Origin of the sequence: Nocardioides sp., from assembly GCF_035503875.1 — a bacterium.
Lineage (GTDB): Bacteria > Actinomycetota > Actinomycetes > Propionibacteriales > Nocardioidaceae > Nocardioides.
In genome coordinates this window covers 1-19,381 of record NZ_DATJTA010000046.1, presented here as the reverse complement: position 1 = coordinate 19,381, position 19,381 = coordinate 1, and the positions used below count along the sequence as shown (strand labels likewise).

Below are 19,381 nucleotides of genomic sequence, written 5' to 3'. Positions count from 1 at the left end.
TCCGAATCCACTGGAGTACCGGGTTCGTGAGCCCGGGTCAGTCCGCGACGGGAGCCAGTTCCTTGAGCTGCGCCGAGGCGAGCGGGATCGTACTGAACATCGCCGGCTCCTCGGACGGCACCAGCGCGGTCGGCCCGTAGAGCCAGTCGACGAAGGAGTAGTCGGTGGTCTCCCGCTCGCGCAGCAGCACGTTCCGCTGCTGCCGGGCCAGGCCGTCGAGGTGCCACAGCTCGCCCCACGCCCGGGAGGTGGTCAGGACTCGCCGGCAGTGCTCGGGCCGGACGGCGTCGTACGCCGCCAGCGCGAGCGGCCAGTCGACCTCCGCCGGAGCGGTGCCCGCGCGCAGCTGGCGCGCGACGTGCTCGCCGAGCACCCAGCCGTCCTCGATCGCCATGATCGCGCCCTGGGCGATGTACTGCAGTGGTGGGTGCGCGGAGTCGCCGAGCAGCGCGATGCGGCCGTGGGTCCAGGTGGCCAGCGGTTCCCGGTCGTACATCCGCCACCACTTGTCGCGCCACATGTGGGGCAGACCCTCGCGCACGAAGTCGCACGTGCCGGCGAAGGCCGCGTCCAGCTCGTCGGGGGTGCCCCAGTCCTCCTCGCCTGCCAGCGCCTTGGGCGACTCGAAGACCGCGACCTGGTTGAGCAGCTCGCCGCCGCGCAGGCCGTAGTGCACGAAGTGGCAGCCGGGGCCGACGTAGACGGCGACCTCGCTGAGGTCCACGTCGCGGCCCGGTTGGTCGGCGGGCACCGTGCCGCGGTAGGCGACGTACGCCGAGGACACCGGGTCGTCGTCGACGAGCAGGGTGCGGGCGACCGAGTGCAGGCCGTCGGCCGCGATCACGACCCGCGCCTCCTCGAGGTGGCCGTCGGCCAGCTCGACGCGGGCACCGGTGGGGGTGTTCGCGTAGGCCACCGTCCGCTGGGAGGTGACCAGCTCGACGCCCGCCCGCTCGCAGGCCCGCAGCAGCAGGCCGTGCAGATCACTGCGGTGGATGACGAGGTAGGGGAAGCCGTAGCGCTCCTCCAGGTCGCGCAGGTCCAGCCGGGTCAGCTCGGCCCCGTCGACCGCGTCGCGCATGACCATCGCGTCCGGTACCACCCCGAGCCGCTTGGCCTCGCCCAGGAGGCCGTAGTCATCCAGGATCCGGGTGCAGTTCGGGGCCAGCTGGATGCCGGCGCCGACCTCGCCGAACGCCGGCGCCTGCTCCAGCACCCGGACGGCGAGCCCCTGGCGGCGCAGCGAGTACGCCGCCCCCAGTCCGCCGATGCCGCCGCCGACGACGATCACGTCGGGCGTCGCGGCGGTCGTCCCCGCGCTCACAGCCAGGCCCCGATCTCGGGGGCGTCCGCGAGGGCGTGCGGCCGGCCCGCGAGCCAGGCGGTCACCTCGGGCAGCGGTCCGGTGGGCAGGTCGTCCGCCGCGAGTCCGCGCTTGAGGCAGATGTCCTCGACCAGCGCCCGGAGGAAGTCCTCGGGCAGGTCGGCGAAGCCGAGTCCTCGGTCCAGGTCGACCGCGTGCACGAGCACCTCCCTCGAGCGGAGCCACGGGATCTCGGCCGCCGGGATGGTCCGGCCCTGTACGGTGACCACCTCGGCCTGCCACTGGGCCCGGGTGAGGTAGCCCAGCTGGGTCGCGAGGGTCTCGGCCGCGTGGGCCGACCACGCGGACAGCTCGGCGGCCGGCATCGCGACGCCGCGCTCGATGCCGGCGGAGCGCTCGGCCAGGGAGGCGTACATCGGCGTGACCTCGCCGGTCGCGGCCCAGTGCACGAGGTTGCCCAGGGCGTCGGCGTTGGCGGCGACGTGGGCGACGAGGTGCTTGCGCGACCAGCCCGGCAGGGCGCTCGGGGTGTCGTACTCCGCAGGCGTGAGGCGGTCGACCGCGTCGCCGAAGAGCTTGGTGCCCTCCTCGGCCCAGCGGCGGGCGTCGTTCAGGGTCCGCGCCATCACGCGTCCTTGACGACGCGGTTGACGCAGGCGCCCAGGCCCTCGACCTCGGTGACGACCTGCTCGCCGCCGACGAGGTAGATCTTCGGGTCGCGTGCGTGGCCCACGCCGGCCGGCGTTCCGGTGGCGATCAGGTCGCCGGGGCGCAGGGTGATGACGGTGGAGACGTACTGCACGAGGAAGACGGGGTCGAACAGCAGCGTGCCGGTGTCGTCGGACTGCATGACCGTCCCGTCGACGGTGGTGCTGACCCGGAGGGCCGGGCGGACTCCGCCGACCTCGTCGGGGGTGACCAGGTACGGGCCGACCGGCGTGGAGGAGTCCCAGATCTTGCCCTGGGTCCACTCGATGGTGCGGAACTGCCAGTCGCGCACGGACACGTCGTTCATCACGGTGAAGCCGGCGATCGCGGCCGCGGCCTGCTCCTCGTCGGCGCGGCGGACCTCCTCGCCGATGACGACGACCAGCTCCACCTCCCAGTCGAGGGCGTCGGTCTCCGCGGGCTTGACGATGTCGTCGTGGGCGCCGATCAGGGTGTCGGCGAACTTCGGGAACAGCGTCGGGTACGACGGCAGGTCCCGGCCCATCTCCTTGATGTGGTTGGAGTAGTTGTGCCCGACGCAGACCACCTTCGACGGCTGCGGCACCACGGGGGCGAAGTCCGCGCCCTCGACCGGGTACGACGTCCCGGTCGCCGCGGCCGCGGTCGCCGTCCACCCGGGGGTGGCGAGCAGCGCGCCCAGGTCGCTCACGCCGAGGTCGACGAGGGTCTCGCCTTCGAGGCGGACGGCACGGGTGCCGTCGGGGGTGCGGATGGTGGCGAGTCTCATCAGGAGTCCTTCTGGTGTCGGTGCAGCTGGAGCGCCTCGAAGATCGGCGCGTCGGAGAAGCGGAAGAGGTCGAGGGCACCGGAGTCGGAGTCGCTGGCGCCGGCCTCGGAACGGGCCGAGAACGGCTGCCAGGACGGGACGACGAACAGGTCGCCCCGGCTCACCGACCACGACGCGTCGCCGACGGTGACGGTGCCGGAGCCGTCGAAGACCTGGTAGACGCTGGAGCCGGTCTCGCGGACCGGGGCGGTCTCCGAGCCTCGGGCCACCCGGTGGAACTCCGCGCGGATCGTGGGCAGCACGTCGCTCCCGTCGTGCGGGCTGCTGAACCGCACCGCGGCGTGACCGGGCTCGACCGTGCCGCCGTACCCCTCCTTCTCCAGCTGGAGCTGGTCGGCGAGGGCGGCGTCGGTGTGCTCCCACTTGTAGGCGAGCAGCGGGGAGCCGGGGGCGACGGTGCCGACCGAGAGCGGGCGCAGGCCGGGGTGGCCCCAGAGCCGCTCCGAGCGGGACCGCTCGGGACTGGTCCGCTCGGCCGGGCTGATCTCGTCGCGGCCGAACTCGAAGAACTGCGCCTCGGCGGCGTACTGGAACGGGATGTCGAGACCGTCGATCCAGGCCATCGGCTCCGCGGTCGCGTTGTGGTGGGCGTGCCAGTTCCAGCCCGCCTGGGGCAGGAAGTCGCCGCGGCGCATCGGCACGGCGTCGCCGACCGGGGTGTCGCCGCTGCCGCCGACGACCGTCCACACCCCGGAGCCCTCGACGACGAAGCGGAAGGCGTGCTGGGTGTGCCGGTGCTCCGGGGCGTCCTCGCCGGGCATCAGGTACTGGATCGCGGCCCACAGCGTCGGTGTCGCGAACGGACGACCACCGAGGGTCGGGTTGGCCAACGCGATCGCGCGGCGCTCGCCGCCGCGGCCCACCGGCACGATGTGGCCGGCCCGATCAGCCAGCGCGACGAGGTTGTCCCACCTCCACAGGTGCGGGACGGCGCGCGAGCGCGGGTGCGCGGGCATCAGGTCGCCGATCTCGGTCCACAGCGGGACCAGGAGCTCCTCCTCGAACCCGCGGTAGAGCTCCTCGAGGGCGGGGGTCACGTCGGGCTGGTCGGGCGCGGCGACGGCCGTGAGGCGCACCGGGCTCCCGATCGGGCTGGTGTCGAGCGAGGTCATGCCCGCAAGCGTGGGCGGACTTCGCGTGGCAGAACATCAGATTCTGCAATGCAGAATAGGATGCTCGGATGAAGACCGCGCCCACCTATGCGATCGCCAGCGTGGACCACGCGCTACGGCTCGCGACGATGCTGCAGCTCGAGGGCTCGCTGACCGTCGCGGACGCCGCCGAGCGGCTCGGGGTGGCGCGCTCGACCGCCCACCGGCTGCTGCAGATGCTCGTCTACCGCGATTTCGCCGTCCAGGACGATCGCCGCGGCTACCACGCCGGACCGGTGCTGCAGCTCGCCGAGCACTCGCGCTCGCGCACGGCTCGGCTGCGCAGCGCCGCGCTGCCGCACCTGCGCCGCCTGGTCGAGGCGGTGGGGGAGTCGGCCAACGTGACGATCCGGACCGGAGCCGAGGCCCGCTTCATCGCCTCCGTCGAGTCCGGGCAGGCGCTGCGGGTGACGTCGCGCGAGGGGATGGTCTTCCCCGCTCATCGCACCAGCGGCGGTCTGCTGCTCCTCGCCGAGCTTCCGCCGTCCGAGCTCGCCGCCCTGTACGCCGCGTCGGACGATCGTGCCGGGGGCGATGCGGAGGCGGACCGGCCGGACCTGCCCCGGCTGCGCAGCGAGCTGGCCCGGATCCGCAAGCAGGGCTTCGCGGTCAACCAGGGCCGCTCCGAGAAGGGCGTGGTCGCGGTCGGCGTCCCCGTCCGTTCCGGCGACGGGACGGCGATGGCCTGCGTCTCGGTCTCGATGCCGTCGGTGCGCTATGACCGGGAGCGCCTGCCCGCGCTGTTCGCCACCTTGCAGCTGACGGCCGCCGCGTTGGAGCGCGACCTGGCCGGCATCAGTCCTCCAGGCGGGCGATGACGGCCTCGGCCAGGGCGACCCACCCCATGCATCAGGTGCATGCAGACCATGCAGAACATCTGTTGGACACATGTGAAGGCCGTCACCTTCACTGGATGCCGTGACCACTGCGCCGATCTCCGACGTCGATCTCTTCGCCGACGACGTCCTCCTCGACCCGTACCCGACCTACGCGCGGCTGCGCGAGTTCGGGCCCGTCGTCCACCTGCCGACCAACGGCGTCTACGCGCTCACCCGCTACGACACGGTCCGCAGCGCGCTGGGTGACTGGGAGACCTTCTCCTCCGCCCACGGCATCGGGTTCAACCCAATGGTGAACGAGGCCCTGGCCGGCACCTCGCTGGCCTCGGACCCGCCCGCGCACACCGCACTGCGCGCCGCGCTGACCGAGAACCTCTCGCCCCGCGCGCTGCGCGGGCTCAAGGCGCAGATCGACGCGAAGGCGGACGCCCTCGTCGCCGAGCTGGTCGAGTCCGGCTCCTTCGAGGCGATCGACGGGCTCGCCCGCGCGCTCCCGCTGGAGATCGTCGCCGACCTGGTGGGCTTCACCGGGAAGGTCCGGGGCCACATGCTCACCTGGGGCAAGGCCGCCAACCAGGTCATCGGCCCGCTCAACCAGCGCACCAGCGACAGCTTCCCGATCGCCGGCGAGCTCTACGCCTGGTGCGCGGCTGTCGCCAAGGACGACCTCGCCGAGGGCTCGATCGGCCGCGGCATCTTCGAGGCCGAGGAGCGCGGCGCGATCCCACCCGGCTCCGCCGGCCCGATCATCCACCAGTACCTGGCCGCCGGGGTGGAGAACACCGTGAGCGCGATCGGCAACATCATCGCCCTCTTCGCCGCCCACCCCGACCAGCTCGCGCTGGTCCGCAAGGACCTCTCGCTCGTCCCCGCGGCGTTCAACGAGGTCCTGCGGTTCTGGTCCCCGCTCAACGTCTGGGGACGCGAGACCACGAGGGACGCCGAGATCGAGGGCGTGGTGATCCCGGCGGAGTCTCGCGTCGCGGTCCTCCTCGGCTCCGGCAACCGCGACCCGCGGCACTACGCCGACCCCGACGAGTTCACCGTCGAGCGCAACCCGGTCGACCACCTCGCCCTCGGGTACGGCGTCCACGGCTGCGCCGGCCAGGGCCTCGCCCGGCTCGAGGCGCACGCGGTCATCGACTCGCTGGCCCGCCGCGTCGAGCGGTTCGTCGTCGGCCCCGAGACGCGCGTCCCGCACAACGTCACCCGGAGCATCGACTCGCTCCCCGTCCTGGAAGTGGTCCCCGCATGAAGATCGTCCTCGACCGACCCCGTTGCGAGGGCCACGGCCTGTGCGGGGAGGCCGCGCCGTCCCTGATGCACCTCGACGACGAGGGCGAGCTGGTGCTCGACCGCGAAGAGGTCACCGAGGCCGACGCCGCCGAGGCCGGCGCCGCGGTCCGGGTGTGCCCGGTCGCGGCGTTGCGGATCGCATGAGCGCGCAGCTCCAGCGCATCGTGATCGCGGGCAACGGCATCGCCGGCCTGACCGCGGCGCACACGCTCCGCGACGCCGGGTTCGAGGGCGAGCTGACCATCGTGGGCGACGAGCGGCACCCGGCGTACAGCCGTCCGGCGCTGTCCAAGGCGCTGCTGCTCGACGACGCCGATCTCTCCTCCCACCACCTGCCGGCGCCGACCCACGGCGCGATCGAGCTGCTCGGCGTACGCGCCACCGGGCTCGACCTGGAGCGCGCCCGGATCCGGCTGGACGACGGCGAGGAGCTGCCCTACGACCGGCTGGTGGTGGCGACCGGCTCCCGGGCGCGACGGCTCTCCGACCTGCCCGACGAGCACACGCTGCGCGGTCTCGACGACGCGCTGGCGCTGCGCGACCGGCTGGCGTCGCGGCCGTCGGTGGTGGTGGTCGGCGGCGGTCCGCTCGGCATGGAGATCGCCTCGGGCTGCCTGGCCGCCGGCTGCCGGGTCACCATGGTCGCGCAGGGACGCCCGCTGGTGCTCCAGCTCGGCGACCGCCTCGCCGACGTCCTCACCGAGGCGGCGCTCGAGCGCGGGCTGACGGTGGTCGAGACTCCGGGTGCGACCGTGGAGCGTGCGGACGGCGCGACCTGCGTGGTGCTGCACGACGGCAGCGTGCTGGAGGCCGAGCTCGTCGTCTCGGCCGTCGGCGACGTGCCGAACACCGAGTGGCTGGCCGGCACCGGCCTGACCGGGGCCGGCGTGGTGCCCGTCGACGGCCGCGGGCTGGTGCGACCCGAGATCGCCGCGGTGGGTGACCTCGCGTCGTTCCCGACGCCGTACGGTCGCCGCCGGGTACCGCTGTGGAGCAGCGCCGTCGCGCAGAGCAAGGTGGCGGCGGCCGCGCTGCTCCGCGGTGCAGAGGCGCCGACGCTGAGCTTCCAGTCCTACTTCTGGACCGAGCAGTTCGGGATCAGCCTGAAGGCGATCGGCGTGCTGCCGCCGTCGGGGGAGCCGGAGTACGTCGACGGCGAGCCCGGGGGAGCCGCGCTGCTGCGCTGGCCGGAGGCGGCGGTCGCGCTGAACTACCGGATCCCGATCCCGCGGCTGCGCAAGGTGCTCGCGGCGTAGGGTGCCAGCGATGAGCGACGAGGAGCAGGGCGCCGACGGCTCGGGCCTGGACCGGCTCGCCTCGGTCAACCTGAACCTGCTGGTGCCCCTTCTCGCGCTGCTGGAGGAGCGGTCGGTCACCCGCGCCGCGGAGCGGGTGGGCCTCACCCAGCCGGCCATGAGCCACGCCCTGGGTCGGATGCGCCGACTGCTCGGCGACGACATCGTGGTCCGCGACGGGTCGCGGGTCCGGCTCACGCCTCGCGCGCTCGAGCTGATCGGACCGCTGCGTGCCGTGCTCCAGCAGACCGCGCGGGTGGTGAACTTCCCCGGCTTCGACCCGGCCCGGGACAAGCGGGTCGTCACGGTGGCGATGATGACGCCGACCGCGTTCGTGATCGGACCGGCGCTCGCCCGCCTGGTCGCGCAGCGGGCGCCGCACGCCACCTTGCGGATCCGGACGATCACGATGCCCACCGACGCCGCCTTCACCGACGAGGGCGTCGACGTGGTGCTGCTCTCGGACGCGTTCGCCTCGCCGTACCCGCGCGAGCGGCTGTACGACGACCGGTGGGCGGTGATCGCCTCGCCCGACGCGCCCCGCTCGGCCGACGCCCTGGAGCTGATCACCGGCCTGCCGCACGTGGTCTTCGACGCCGAGCGCCGGGTGGTGCCCTACTCGGTTCTCGACGAGCACCGGGTCGACTACCGGATCGGCCAGCTCGTCTCGGACAACCTGATGGTCGCCCACCTCGTGGCCCGCTCCAGCGGGGTGGTCGGCTTCCAGCGACTCCGGGTGGCCTCGGGGATGCGCCCGGCGTCCGACCTGCGGATCGAGGAGTTCCCGTTCCCGCTGCCGGGCGTCGGGATCGACCTGGTGTGGAACCCGCACCTGTCCGACCAGGTCTTCATCGAGTGGCTGCGCGGCCTGCTGTTCGAGGCCGCGGCCAGTCTCTGAGGGCGCTCAGCCGAGCAGCCGGGTCCACGCGCCGGCGAGCTCGTCGAGCATCTGCTCCCGGTCCAGCTTCCAGTCCGACGACTCCCAGTTCTGGGCGACGTAGTCGAGCTGCGCCATCGCCAGCACGCCGCGGAAGTGGCGCTGGTGCGGCTCGAAGCGCCCCGCCTTCTCGAGGCCGTCCTCGATGTCGCTGATCGGCTCCTCGAGCCAGCGCTCGACCAGGTTGGCCAGCTCCGGCTCGACCGCCGCGGCATCGCGGGCGATGCGGATGATCGGATGGATCACCGGCCAGGTGTCGGCCGCGCGACGCAGCCAGGCCTCGATCGCCTCCCGGCTGCCGTCCGCGACCGTCGCCACCAGGTCGTCGGCGGTGGACCGGTTCTCGGGGGAGCGGACCCGGTCCAGCACCTCGTTGAGACGCTCGTCGATGAGCGCCCGCATCAGGTCGCCGCGCGAGGGGAAGTACGCGTAGAACGTGACCCGGGTGGTGCCTGCCGCCTTCGCGATGTCGTCGACCGTGGTGGCGGCGTACCCCTTGCTGCGGAACAGGTCGAGACCCGACTCCAGCAGGAGCCGACGGGTCATCTGCTTCTGGGCCTCGCGCAGGGATGCCATGGGCGCACCCTAGTCCAGGTGCGTACGGAGAGCAGGCAGCGCGGCTCATCGCAATACATGCCGAATTATTCCTTGACATAGCGTAAAGCGACGTGACACGGTTCACGCCAGTTCGCGTGACCACCGTCACGCCACCGGCATGCCATCGCTGTACCCGCTCTCGGGGCAGGCGCGACGGCCGGACTCACAAGCAAGGAGCACTCGATGAGTGACACTCAGGTCCGGGGCTACGTCCCGACGCTGATCGCCGGATGTCTCGGCGTCTTCGTGGCGCAGGTGGCGTACTCGCTGCCCGCGTCCGTCTTGGGAACGATCCAGCAGGATCTCGGCATCTCTGGTGCCCAGCTCACCTGGGTGAGCGCCTCGTTCGCCACCGCGATGGTGATCTTCGAGCTCACCTTCGGCGTCTTCGGCGACATCTTCGGACGCAAGCAGCTGCTGCTCGGCGGCCTCGGCGTGCTGATGCTCGGCGAGTTCATCACCGTCCTCGGCGCGGGCGACGTCCACGCACTCTGGGTCGGCCAGGCGATCGCCGGCATCGGAGCCGGCGCGCTGTACCCGATCTCGCTGACGATGATCGCCGCGCTCGCCCCGAGCGCGGAGGCGCGGGCGCGCTCGATCGCGCTGTGGGCGGGCTTCCTCTCGATCGGCGCGGCGGTCTCGCCGATCGCGGCCGGCACGCTCGCCGAGAACGGCCACTGGAAGGCGTCCTTCTGGATCCCGATCGCGCTGGCCGCCGTGGCGCTGGTGGTCTCCCTGGGGGCCAGGAACTCCTCCGCTCCCGAGGGCCGCCGGCTCGACATCCCCGGTCAGCTCACCCTGATCATCGGCCTGCTCGCGCTCGTCTGGTCGCTCACGCAGGGCTCCGAGGACGGGTTCGGCCGCACCGGCATCGTCACCGGCTTCGTCGTCGCCGCGGTCTTCCTGGTCGCGTTCGTGGCGATCGAGCTGAAGACCCCGTCGCCGCTGGTGCATCTCGACCTGTTCGCCAACCGCGCGTTCGCGATCACCGGCATCGTCGCGATCCTGGGCATGTTCGCCTACCTGGCCGTCTGCTTCTCGATGACGATGTTCCTCGGCGCCGTGATCCACATCGGTGCGGTCTACATCGGCATCCTGTTCCTGGTCATCCAGATCCCGGCACTGCTCCTGGTGCCGCTCGTGGCCCGGCTGATCCACTCGGTCAGCCCGCAGTGGGTGCTGACGCTCGGGTTCGTCTGCATCGGTGCCGCCGCGCTCTGGGCGTCGAGCTTCGACGCGCACTCCTTCCTCGACGCGCAGGGGGCGCCGGACGACGGGGCGTTCGTCAAGTTCATCCCTCCGATGGTGCTCAACGGCGTCGGCTTCGCGCTGACCGTCGGCTCGATCACGGCGGTGGCGATCAACTCCGTCCCGCTGCGGCTCGCCGGCATGGCGTCGGCGACCACCAACCTGCTGCGCGACTTCGGCTTCGCGATGGGTCCGGTCCTCGGTGGTGCGATCTACAACTCGATCGCGAACGGCCGGCTGAACGACGGGCTGGACGCCGCGCTCGGCGAGGCCGCGCAGGAGGGCTTCACCGTCCTCGGGCAGCCCCTCGATCCGCAGGTGCCGACCGAGGCGGTGATGGGTGCGCTGCACGGCATCGCCCAGGACGGCGGAGCGGTCACGGTGAACTCCGTGCCGGTGCTGACCGACCCGGGATCGGGTGCGCCGTTCGTCGACATGCCCGCCGCCCTGCACGACCTGGCGTTCAACTCGCTCTCGCACGCCTTCAACGTCGGCTTCGCGGTCGCGGGCATCTGTGCCCTGGCGTCGGCGGTGCTCACCGCGGTCGGCCTGGCGGGCGCCAAGAGCGCCTCCGCGCAGGCCGCCGACCTCGGCACCGACGGGGTGCACCAGGTGGCCGGCGTGGCGGAGGACGTCCAGCCGGTCTGACGATTCCCTGATGGAGCCGCACCCGCCGACGCGGGTGCGGCTCCATCGATTTTCACGGCGTTAATACACTTGACACCGTGTAAATCAAACGGCTAGCGTGACAGGCGCCACAGGGTGCGCCGCACCACCCCACCGAACCGCGAGGCATTCCATGACCGCCACCTCCAGCGTCAACACCGTGCTGGGTCCAGTTCCATCGGCCGAGCTCGGCATCGTCGCCGTCCACGAGGCGCTCCTCTCGGTGCTCCCGGGCGCGCAGTACGCCTACGACATCGACCTCGACCGGGCCGCGATCTTCCGCGCCGTCGCCGACAAGCTGATCGCCTTCAAGGCCGCCGGGGGCGGCACCGTCGTGGACGCCGGCGGCATGTACGCCGGCCGCGACGTCCCGCTCTACGAGGCGCTGTCCCGGGCCACCGGCGTGCACATCGTCGCCTCGTCGGGCCAGATGGAGGAGAGCATGCTCGGCGGCTACTTCCTCACCCCGCAGACCAACCCGCCGACGCCGTGGCCGGCCGAGAAGTTCGCCGAGCTGTACGCCGCCGAGGTCACCGAGGGCATGGTCGTCCCGCGCGTCGAGCGTCGCGGCGCCGCCGGCGTGGTCTCGACCGCCGTCACCACCGAGACGATGACCCCGACCGACGAGAGCCAGTTGCGCGGGTGCGCCCGCGCGGCCCGGCAGACCGGGGTCGCCCTGACGTTCCGGGCCGGCAGCGACCCGCTGGCCGAGCTTGCGGTGACCCTCGACGAGGGTCTTCCCGCTGACCGCGTCGCGGTCGCCAACGCGGGGGAGAGGGCCGCCGACGTCGCCGCGGCCGGCGCCTTCGTCGTGCTCACCGACGTCGCGGTGGCGGTCGCCCTCGCCGAGGCGGGTCACGCCGAGCGGACGCTCGTCGCCACCGGCGGTGCGGGCATCGCCTTCGGGCACGACGTCCCCGCGGCGGCGTACGACGAGCTCGTCGAGGCGGTCCCCGCGCCGCTGCGCGACCAGCTGCTCGTCGCCAACCCCGCGACCCTGCTCGCCGTGAAGGAGGCCTGAGCATGTCCCAGACCAGCCCCCGCATCAACACCGTCCTCGGTCCGATCGCGCCCGAGGAGGCCGGCTTCGTGGCGATCCACGAGCACATCGGCTACGGCATGCCCGGCTCCGAGCTCGACACCCGGTGGTGGAAGACCCCCGAGCAGCGCTACGAGGAGACCGTCCCGAAGCTGCGGCGCTTCCACGAGAACTGCCGGCCATACGGGGCGGCGACGTACGTGGACGCCACCGGCATCTGCAACGGCCGCGACGTGAGCTACTACCATTCGCTCGCCGAGAAGACCGGGGTCAACATCGTCGCCTCGACCGGCTTCGTGGGCGGCGACACCGCGCTGGCCTTCTTCGAGCGCGCGGACGTCGACTACCTCACCGAGCAGTTCATCCACGAGATCACCGTCGGCATCGGCCGCACCGGCGCCCGGGCCGGGATCATCAAGGTCGGGGTCAGCCGCGGGTTCCGGATGAAGGAGCTCGACCTGCGCATCTACCGCGCCGCCGCGCGGGCCGCGCTGGCCACCGGCGTCCCGATCTTCACCCACCTCGCGGTGGACGTGGAGCCGGCGATCGAGATCTTCCGCGAGGAGGGCCTCCCGCTGGACCGGGTCCTGTTCGGCCACGCCGACGACGGCGTCAGCCAGGGCAAGGTCCGCGACCGGTGGATCGCCGAGCAGGGCGGCCGGATCGGGTTCGACACCTTCGGCTACGACCTGGAGCTGCCCGACCCGCCGTTCTGGGGCCGGCCCCGCCAGGAGCGCCTCGACCACTTCCTCGGCTACCTGCGCGACGGGCTCGTCGACAGCGTCCTCGCCTCGGCCGACGCGAACTGCAGCCCCCTGGGGTGGCCCGGGGTCAAGGGCCACACCGTCAACTACCTCTTCGAGGTCCTGCTCCCCGCCCTGCGTGAGGCCGGGGTCGACCAGGCCACCATCACCCGGATCTTCGTCGAGCTCCCCGCCGACTTCCTGACCATCCAGAACTGAGAGCAGAGACCCATGGACATCAAGGACCTCTCCATCGCGATCGTCGGCGCGGGCTACGCCGGCGCGGCCGTGGCCAAGGCGCTGAGCAGCCACGGCGCCGAGGTGACCGTCTACGAGCAGGCGAGCGAGATCCGCGAGGTCGGCGCCGGCATCGGGCTGCGCCCGTCCTCGATGGCGCAGTTCGAGCGCTGGGGGATCGGTGCGGAGATCAAGGCCGTGAGCTCGGCCAGCGACGCCTTCGAGATCCTGACCGCCGACGACCACCGGATCGCGCAGGAGGAGTGGCCGGAGAAGGCGGCGTACGGCGAGACGACGCACCTGATCCACCGCGGCGACTTCATCGAGGCACTGACCGGTGTGCTGCCCGACGGGATGGTCAAGCTGGGCCACAAGCTCGACAAGATCGTCGACGAGGGCGACGCCGCGACCCTGGTCTTCGCCAACGGCGAGACCGCCACGGCCGACCTGGTGATCGGCGCCGACGGCATCAAGTCGATCGTGCGCGAGCAGCTGTTCAGCCAGGCCGGCCCGGTCTTCGCCGGCGAGCACGCCTACCGCGTGGTCATCGACATCGCCGAGACCGCCGGCATGGTCGACGACGGCAACCTGCGGATGTACATCGGCCGCGGCACCAAGGTCTACCTGCTGCCGCTGCTCCACCGCGGGCAGGTCTCCTTCGACATCACCGCGCTGAGCACCGACGGCACCTGGGCGCCGGAGGTCACCAAGGCGGACATCCTGCGCACCGTCGAGGGCTTCGACGAGCGGATCGTGCGGATGACCGAGAACCTCGACCTGGCGAAGGTCAACGTGCGCGCGGTGTACGACATCGACCCCGTCGAGCAGTGGCACACCGGAGCCGTCGTCCTCGTCGGCGACGCCGCCCACGCGATGTGCCACCACCAGGGGCAGGGCGCCAACTCGGCGATCCTCGACGCCGCTGCGCTCGTCGACGCGCTGGTGGAGGCGGGCTCGGTCGCCGAGGCGCTCGCCGCCTACCAGGCCGCGCGCAAGCCGGTGACCGACGAGCTGCAACGGATCTCCCGCCAGGGCTGGACCGACGACGAGCTCGACGACGTCTTCCCGGGCCAGAAGCCCGGCGGCATCGCCGCGACGACGCAGGCCTGATCGCATGCCGCTGCACCCCGAGATCGCGAGGATCCTCAGCACCCTCCCGGCACCGCCGTCCGGCTCCCTCGACCCCGCTGCCATGCGTGCCGCGGAGCAGGCGCAGGTCGCGCCCGCGGCCGAGCGCCTGCCGCTGCACTCCGTCGGGGACGCCACCGTGGGCGACGTCCCCGTGCGCGTCTACCTCCCCAGCGCCGACCCGGAGCCGGGCGTGATCATCTACCTCCACGGCGGCGCCTTCTTCCTCGGCAGCCTGGACACCCACGACCACGTGGCACGAGCGCTGGCGAGCGAGACCGGCCGCCGGGTCGTCTCGGTCGGCTACCGGCTGGCCCCGGAGCACGCGTTCCCCGCCGGCCTGGAGGACTGCTACGACGTCGTACGCCGTGTGGCGGTCGAGGGCGAGCCGCTGGCCCTGGTCGGCGACAGCTCGGGCGGCACGTTCGCCGCCGCCGTCGCCGCGACGGCCCACGACGACGGGCTCGACGCCATCACCCACCAGGTGCTGCTCTACCCGTCGCTCGACCTGGACTTCGACGAGGACCGGTATCCCTCGCTGCGCGAGAACGCGGTGGGCTACGGACTCGAGACGGCGGGCCTGAAGCCGTTCAACGCCTTCTACCTCGGCAGCGGCGCCGACCCGGCCGACCCGCGGGTCTCCCCGATCCGGCGCGCCGACCTGACCGGGCTGCCCGCGGCGCTGGTGATCACCGGCGAGCTGGACCCGCTGCGCGACGAGGGTGAGCTGTACGGCCGACGGCTCGCGGAGGCCGGCGTACCCACCACCGTGAGCCGGTACGACGGCGCGGGGCACGGGTTCGTCCAGCACTTCGGCTGGCTGCCGGAGTACCACCGGGTCTACGAGGAGATCGCGGCGTTCCTGCGGGGGGAGGCCTGATGGTCGAGGTCCACCCGCTCTACTCCCCGTGGGGCCGCTTCGGCCTCTACAGCTTCTTCGTCGACGCCCCGGAGCCGGCGATCGTCGACACCGGGATCGCGACCTCGCCCGCCGAGGGGATGGCCCCCGCCCTGGCCCGGCTGGGCCGGCGGATCGAGGACGTCCGCTGGATCCTGCTCACCCACGGCCACATCGACCACGTCGGCGGCGCGCACGCGCTGTGGGAGCTGACCGGGCGCCGGGCCGAGATCGCGATCCACGAGGCCGACGCCCCGATGCTGCGCTCGCGGCAGGCGCACGTCGACGAGTACGTCGCCGGCCGCGGCTGCCACCTCGGCGACCCCGACGGCGCCGCGAAGGTCGCGGCGGCGACCGAGGCCGTGATCTCCGGCGAGCTGGAGCCGACCGTGTCGTTGACCGGCGGGGAGACGCTGTCCCTCGGCGGCGACGTCACCGTCTCGGTGCACGCGATCCCGGGACATACCCCGGGATCGGTCGCCTACGTGCTCGACGGGCAGGACGACGTCTTCGTCGGCGACGCCTGCCAGATCCACGGGGCGGCCAACGGGTTCCCGGGGTACGCCGACCCCGCCGGCTACCGCGCCGGCCTGGTCCACCTGCGCGACGAGGTCCGACCCCGCCGGCTGTTCCTCGGCCATCCCTACCGGCACGCGGACGGCGCGACCGACGGTGTGGTCCTCGACGGCGACCAGGCGCAGCGGGCGCTCGCCGAGAGCCTCGACATCGAGGCCCGGGTCGCCGAAGCCGCCCGGCTGTGGCGGCACACCGGACCGGATGCCGGCGGCTCGCCGCACTCGCCCTTCGCCGCCGTCGCCGAGGAGCTCGGCTACACCGGCGACCCCACGCTCGAGCCGTCGCCGTTCTTCACGACGCTGCACGGCTACACCCGCACCGACAAGGAGCACCGCCATGGATGACGTCCAGCTGATCGAGGCCGGCCTGCAGAAGATCGCGGTCCGCAAGGACCTCCAGGTCCCGATGCGCGACGGCGTCACCCTGGCCGCCGACGCCTACGAGGGCACCGAGTCCAAACCGCGCCCGGCCCTGGTCGCGCTCAGCCCGTACGGCAAGGAGCTCCAGGCCCTCGCGCTCACCACCCCGCCGCAGCGCCGACCCTCGCCCATGTGGGACGGCTGCATCGAGGCCGGCGACATCGCCCGCGTCGTGGCCGAGGACTACGTCCACGTGATCGGCGACCTGCGCGGCTCCGGGGCCTCCGAGGGCGAGCACATCGGCAACTACAACGCCGGCGGCGTCTCGCTGGGCCAGGACGCCTACGACTTGATCGAGTGGGTCGCCGCGCAGCCCTGGTGCGACGGCAACGTCGGCATGATCGGCATCTCGTACTTCGGCTCCATGCAGATCCTTGCCGCCGCCGAGCGGCCTCCGAGCCTGAAGGCGATCTTCGTCTCCGGCGGGCACTACGACTTCTACGAGACGACCTACCACGGCGGCGTCATGTGGTTCATGCCGCGCGCGGCTCGCGAGGGACGGGGCGGCGACTCCGGCTGGGCGTTCACCGACGGCGTGAAGTCGCGGATGCTGGAGACGTACTCGCCCGAGGAGATCCGGGCCAGGGTCGCCGCCCGGCTGGCCGACCCGGACATCGCCGCGTGGCCCAACCTGGTCCACGTCCTGCACTACCCGAAGAACCACGAGGCCTGGTTCGACATCGTGATGAACGAGGTCGACGGCGACTGGTACGAGGAGCGCAACCCGGTCAACCTCGCCACCGCGATCGACATCCCGGTCTGGCTCCAGATCGACCAGGGCCGCGGCTGGACCCTCGACGGCACCATCGAGCTCTTCCATGCCATCGGCGGCGAGCACAAACGGCTCTCGATCGGCCCCTACCCGCCCATGCAGTCGCGCCCCTTCATCGAGGAGCACGACAAGATGCTCCGCTGGTACGAGTACTGGCTCAAGGGCGTCGACAACGGGGTCCTGGACGAGCCGGCCGTCGAGGTCCACGTCGAGGGCTCGAAGACCTATGTCACCGCCGACACCTGGCCGCCGAAGGAGATCGAGTACCGCGACCTCTACCTGCGGCCGCGGCGGAAGCTGTCTCCCGAGCCGGAGCCGATGGGCCCCGAGCACGCCGCCCCCGACGGCTTCTACCAGGCGCCGCTCACCGTGACCGACGAGGTCGAGATCCTCTCCTGGAGCACCGAGGCGTTCACCGAGCCGACCGAGATGATCGGCACCGGCGAGGCGCACCTGTTCGTCGAGATCGACCAGCCCGACACGAACCTCATCATGCGGTTCTGGGACGAGGCGCCAGGCGGCCGCCGGCAGCTCATCACGTCGGCGTACCTGAAGGCCTCGCACCGCGAGCTCGACGAGGAGCGCTCGACGTACGGCAGCCCGGTCCACCCGCACACCCGGGCCGTGCCGGTCGAGCCGGGCACCGTCGAGGAGTACGTGCTGCGGATCTACCCGTTCGCGAACACCTTCCTGCCGGGCCACCGCCTCGTCGTCGAGCTCTCCAACGCCGAGCCGCTGGCCGACGAGCACAACGCCCTGCTGCCCCCGGACGCCTTCCACCTCCCGGTGGGACGCCCGGTGACCCACAAGGTCTACCGCGACACGGTGCACCGCTCGCGGCTGGTGCTGCCGTTCACGACAGCCCGCTAAGACGACGCAGCCCCTGCCTCTCGACGGGGCAGGGGCTGGCCCGTAGAACCGCCGAGTCGGCAATAGTTGCGGTCAGCTCTGACCGCAACTACTGCCGACTCGACGCGCAACTACTGCCGACTCGGCGGGTGGCGAGGGGTGGCAATGGCCCGTCGGGGTCATGCCGGGGCCGGGGTGGTCTTCCTACGTTGCCGGGAGAGATCCCTCCCCGACACCCGAGAAGAGCATTGCCATGAAGACCTCCCTGAAGTCCCGGATCACCTACGCCAACGTCGCCTCGACCCTCGCGATCGTCATGGTCGTCGGGGGCGGCGGCACCGCCGTCGCCGCGGGCGTCGCCCGCAACTCCGTCGGCTCGCCGCAGCTCAAGACCGGGGCGGTGAAGACGGTCGACATCGGCCGGAACGCCGTCACGTCCGCCAAGGTCGGCCCCAACGCGCTCACCGGCGCCGACATCCGTGAGTCCACGTTGGGCCGGGTCCCGTCGGCCGACCGGGCGGCCAACCTCCTCGCGGCGACCGTCCAGAGCGCCGGCACCCTGGTGCCGGGGCAGTCGACGGGCGCCACGTCCTCGGTCCGGCTCTCCGCCGGTCAGTACGAGGTCTCGTTCAACCGCAACGTCCGGGGCTGCGCGATCGCGCCGTCGCTCTCCTCGCCGGGGGCCGGGGGCCTGTTCACCGGCGAGATCCAGGCGACCGGCCGTGCGGGCAACGACAACGCCGTGCACGTCATCACCCTCTCCAGCGCCGGCGCCCTGACCGATCGCTCGTTCACCGTGCTGGCCGTCTGCTGACCGGACCGTCCCGACAGCCCCGGCACGCGCCGGGGCTGTCGGCATTTCTGCTCGACGTCGTGTATCTTGATGTCAAGAGATATTGCCGAGGCCGTCGGCCCGCGGAGTTAGGTTTGCCTTCCTTTTTCCGCGACGACCGGCGACGGCAAGATGGCGGGAGAGACCCGCAGACGTTGAGATTCGATGTAGCAGATCCGATGAGGAGATGAAGGCCTTGGCCAGCAAGGACAGCTTCGGTGCGAAGAGCACCTTGGACGTGGACGGCAAGTCCTACGAGATCTTCCGGCTCGACGCGGTCACCGGGGAGGGTCTCGACGTCGCCTCGCTGCCGTTCTCGCTGAAGGTGCTGCTGGAGAACCTCCTGCGGACCGAGGACGGCGCGGACATCACGGCCGACGACATCCGGGCGATCGCCGGGTGGGACGCCGACGCCGACCCCAGCAAGGAGATCCAGTTCACGCCTGCGCGCGTGATCATGCAGGACTTCACGGGCGTCCCCTGCGTCGTCGACCTCGCCACCATGCGCGAGGCGATGGCCGACCTGGGCGGCGACCCCTCCAAGATCAACCCGCTCGCGCCGGCCGAGATGGTCATCGACCACTCGGTGATGGCCGACGTGTTCGGCACGCCCGAGGCGTTCGAGCGCAACGTCGAGATCGAGTACGAGCGCAACCGCGAGCGCTACCAGTTCCTGCGCTGGGGCCAGGGCGCCTTCGACGACTTCAAGGTCGTCCCGCCGGGCACCGGCATCGTCCACCAGGTCAACATCGAGCACCTCGCGCGCACCGTCTTCACCCGTGAGGTGGACGGCGAGCTCCAGGCCTACCCCGACACCTGCGTGGGCACCGACTCGCACACCACCATGGTCAACGGCATCGGCGTCGTCGGCTGGGGCGTCGGCGGGATCGAGGCGGAGGCAGCCATGCTCGGCCAGCCGGTCAGCATGCTGATCCCGCGGGTGGTCGGCATGAAACTCACCGGTGAGATGCCCGACGGGGCCACCGCGACCGACCTGGTGCTGATGATCACCGAGCTGC

General features: G+C 72.0%; 19 protein-coding genes. 14 read left to right on the top strand and 5 right to left on the bottom strand.

Going from position 1 to position 19,381, the window contains the following annotated elements; all coding sequences use genetic code 11:
* Positions 1-37: 37 nt before the first annotated feature.
* From VMF51_RS10775 to VMF51_RS10760, 4 genes are read right to left on the bottom strand one after another with little or no spacing between them, the layout of a single operon-like run.
* Positions 38-1,324, bottom strand: coding sequence for an FAD-dependent monooxygenase (locus VMF51_RS10775; protein WP_325474427.1), 1,287 nt, complete (start codon positions 1,322-1,324; stop codon positions 38-40).
* Complete coding sequence (locus tag VMF51_RS10770; protein WP_325474426.1) at positions 1,321-1,950, bottom strand: maleylpyruvate isomerase family mycothiol-dependent enzyme; 630 nt, start codon at positions 1,948-1,950, stop codon at positions 1,321-1,323. The genes VMF51_RS10775 and VMF51_RS10770 overlap by 4 nt, the downstream gene beginning before the upstream one ends.
* A complete protein-coding gene (locus tag VMF51_RS10765; protein WP_325474425.1) occupies positions 1,950-2,780 on the bottom strand; it encodes a fumarylacetoacetate hydrolase family protein in 831 nt (276 codons plus the stop codon). Before VMF51_RS10765 ends, VMF51_RS10770 begins: the two co-directional genes overlap by 1 nt.
* A complete protein-coding gene (locus VMF51_RS10760; RefSeq protein ID WP_325474424.1) occupies positions 2,780-3,952 on the bottom strand; it encodes a cupin domain-containing protein in 1,173 nt (390 codons plus the stop codon). The genes VMF51_RS10765 and VMF51_RS10760 overlap by 1 nt, the downstream gene beginning before the upstream one ends.
* A 68-nt stretch (positions 3,953-4,020) precedes the next feature.
* Here VMF51_RS10760 and VMF51_RS10755 point away from each other — a divergent pair, with 68 nt between their 5' ends.
* The 5 genes from VMF51_RS10755 to VMF51_RS10735 all read left to right on the top strand — a co-directional run bounded on the left by VMF51_RS10755 (position 4,021) and on the right by VMF51_RS10735 (position 8,319).
* Positions 4,021-4,809, top strand: a complete 789-nt coding sequence (locus VMF51_RS10755; RefSeq protein WP_325474423.1) for an IclR family transcriptional regulator — start codon at positions 4,021-4,023, stop codon at positions 4,807-4,809.
* 100 nt (positions 4,810-4,909) lie between these two features.
* A complete protein-coding gene (locus VMF51_RS10750; protein WP_325474422.1) occupies positions 4,910-6,085 on the top strand; it encodes a cytochrome P450 in 1,176 nt (391 codons plus the stop codon).
* Positions 6,082-6,270: a ferredoxin gene (locus VMF51_RS10745; protein WP_325474421.1), complete on the top strand. Its 189-nt coding sequence runs from the start codon at positions 6,082-6,084 to the stop codon at positions 6,268-6,270. The genes VMF51_RS10750 and VMF51_RS10745 overlap by 4 nt, the downstream gene beginning before the upstream one ends.
* Positions 6,267-7,382, top strand: coding sequence for an FAD/NAD(P)-binding oxidoreductase (locus tag VMF51_RS10740; RefSeq protein WP_325474420.1), 1,116 nt, complete (start codon positions 6,267-6,269; stop codon positions 7,380-7,382). Before VMF51_RS10745 ends, VMF51_RS10740 begins: the two co-directional genes overlap by 4 nt.
* A gap of 10 nt (positions 7,383-7,392) precedes the next feature.
* Positions 7,393-8,319 (top strand): LysR family transcriptional regulator, encoded by a 927-nt coding sequence (locus VMF51_RS10735; RefSeq protein ID WP_325474419.1) that lies wholly within the window; start codon positions 7,393-7,395, stop codon positions 8,317-8,319.
* Between the two features lie 6 nt (positions 8,320-8,325).
* Here the strand turns inward: VMF51_RS10735 and VMF51_RS10730 are convergent, their stop codons facing one another.
* Positions 8,326-8,934: a TetR/AcrR family transcriptional regulator gene (locus VMF51_RS10730; protein ID WP_325474418.1), complete on the bottom strand. Its 609-nt coding sequence runs from the start codon at positions 8,932-8,934 to the stop codon at positions 8,326-8,328.
* A gap of 204 nt (positions 8,935-9,138) precedes the next feature.
* Here VMF51_RS10730 and VMF51_RS10725 point away from each other — a divergent pair, with 204 nt between their 5' ends.
* The 9 genes from VMF51_RS10725 to VMF51_RS10685 all read left to right on the top strand — a co-directional run.
* Positions 9,139-10,851: an MFS transporter gene (locus VMF51_RS10725; protein ID WP_325474417.1), complete on the top strand. Its 1,713-nt coding sequence runs from the start codon at positions 9,139-9,141 to the stop codon at positions 10,849-10,851.
* A 151-nt stretch (positions 10,852-11,002) separates the two neighbouring features.
* Positions 11,003-11,890, top strand: a complete 888-nt coding sequence (locus VMF51_RS10720; RefSeq protein ID WP_325474416.1) for a hypothetical protein — start codon at positions 11,003-11,005, stop codon at positions 11,888-11,890.
* A 2-nt stretch (positions 11,891-11,892) separates the two neighbouring features.
* On the top strand, positions 11,893-12,870 hold the full coding sequence (locus VMF51_RS10715; protein WP_325474415.1) for a phosphotriesterase: 978 nt from the start codon (positions 11,893-11,895) through the stop codon (positions 12,868-12,870).
* Positions 12,871-12,882: 12 nt separating this feature from the next.
* Positions 12,883-13,998: an FAD-dependent monooxygenase gene (locus tag VMF51_RS10710; protein ID WP_325474414.1), complete on the top strand. Its 1,116-nt coding sequence runs from the start codon at positions 12,883-12,885 to the stop codon at positions 13,996-13,998.
* Positions 13,999-14,002: 4 nt separating this feature from the next.
* Positions 14,003-14,896: an alpha/beta hydrolase gene (locus tag VMF51_RS10705; RefSeq protein ID WP_325474413.1), complete on the top strand. Its 894-nt coding sequence runs from the start codon at positions 14,003-14,005 to the stop codon at positions 14,894-14,896.
* On the top strand, positions 14,896-15,834 hold the full coding sequence (locus VMF51_RS10700; protein ID WP_325474412.1) for an MBL fold metallo-hydrolase: 939 nt from the start codon (positions 14,896-14,898) through the stop codon (positions 15,832-15,834). Before VMF51_RS10705 ends, VMF51_RS10700 begins: the two co-directional genes overlap by 1 nt.
* On the top strand, positions 15,827-17,551 hold the full coding sequence (locus VMF51_RS10695; RefSeq protein ID WP_325474411.1) for a CocE/NonD family hydrolase: 1,725 nt from the start codon (positions 15,827-15,829) through the stop codon (positions 17,549-17,551). The genes VMF51_RS10700 and VMF51_RS10695 overlap by 8 nt, the downstream gene beginning before the upstream one ends.
* A gap of 232 nt (positions 17,552-17,783) precedes the next feature.
* The gene (locus tag VMF51_RS10690; RefSeq protein WP_325474410.1) at positions 17,784-18,344 is read left to right on the top strand and encodes a hypothetical protein; all 561 of its coding nucleotides are present in this window, start codon (positions 17,784-17,786) and stop codon (positions 18,342-18,344) included.
* 205 nt (positions 18,345-18,549) lie between these two features.
* The coding region (locus tag VMF51_RS10685; protein ID WP_325474409.1) for an aconitase family protein at positions 18,550-19,381 on the top strand (832 nt) is incomplete at its 3' end.

Bases quoted from the DNA above. Each gene is read 5' to 3' on its own strand.
- VMF51_RS10770 (WP_325474426.1), bottom strand. From the start codon at position 1,950: ATGGCGCGGACCCTGAACGACGCCCGCCGCTGGGCCGAGGAGGGCACC.
- VMF51_RS10765 (WP_325474425.1), bottom strand. From the start codon at position 2,780: ATGAGACTCGCCACCATCCGCACCCCCGACGGCACCCGTGCCGTCCGC.
- VMF51_RS10760 (WP_325474424.1), bottom strand. From the start codon at position 3,952: ATGACCTCGCTCGACACCAGCCCGATCGGGAGCCCGGTGCGCCTCACG.
- VMF51_RS10755 (WP_325474423.1), top strand. From the start codon at position 4,021: ATGAAGACCGCGCCCACCTATGCGATCGCCAGCGTGGACCACGCGCTA.
- VMF51_RS10745 (WP_325474421.1), top strand. From the start codon at position 6,082: ATGAAGATCGTCCTCGACCGACCCCGTTGCGAGGGCCACGGCCTGTGC.
- VMF51_RS10740 (WP_325474420.1), top strand. From the start codon at position 6,267: ATGAGCGCGCAGCTCCAGCGCATCGTGATCGCGGGCAACGGCATCGCC.
- VMF51_RS10735 (WP_325474419.1), top strand. From the start codon at position 7,393: ATGAGCGACGAGGAGCAGGGCGCCGACGGCTCGGGCCTGGACCGGCTC.
- VMF51_RS10730 (WP_325474418.1), bottom strand. From the start codon at position 8,934: ATGGCATCCCTGCGCGAGGCCCAGAAGCAGATGACCCGTCGGCTCCTG.
- VMF51_RS10725 (WP_325474417.1), top strand. From the start codon at position 9,139: ATGAGTGACACTCAGGTCCGGGGCTACGTCCCGACGCTGATCGCCGGA.
- VMF51_RS10720 (WP_325474416.1), top strand. From the start codon at position 11,003: ATGACCGCCACCTCCAGCGTCAACACCGTGCTGGGTCCAGTTCCATCG.
- VMF51_RS10715 (WP_325474415.1), top strand. From the start codon at position 11,893: ATGTCCCAGACCAGCCCCCGCATCAACACCGTCCTCGGTCCGATCGCG.
- VMF51_RS10710 (WP_325474414.1), top strand. From the start codon at position 12,883: ATGGACATCAAGGACCTCTCCATCGCGATCGTCGGCGCGGGCTACGCC.
- VMF51_RS10705 (WP_325474413.1), top strand. From the start codon at position 14,003: ATGCCGCTGCACCCCGAGATCGCGAGGATCCTCAGCACCCTCCCGGCA.
- VMF51_RS10700 (WP_325474412.1), top strand. From the start codon at position 14,896: ATGGTCGAGGTCCACCCGCTCTACTCCCCGTGGGGCCGCTTCGGCCTC.
- VMF51_RS10695 (WP_325474411.1), top strand. From the start codon at position 15,827: ATGGATGACGTCCAGCTGATCGAGGCCGGCCTGCAGAAGATCGCGGTC.
- VMF51_RS10690 (WP_325474410.1), top strand. From the start codon at position 17,784: ATGAAGACCTCCCTGAAGTCCCGGATCACCTACGCCAACGTCGCCTCG.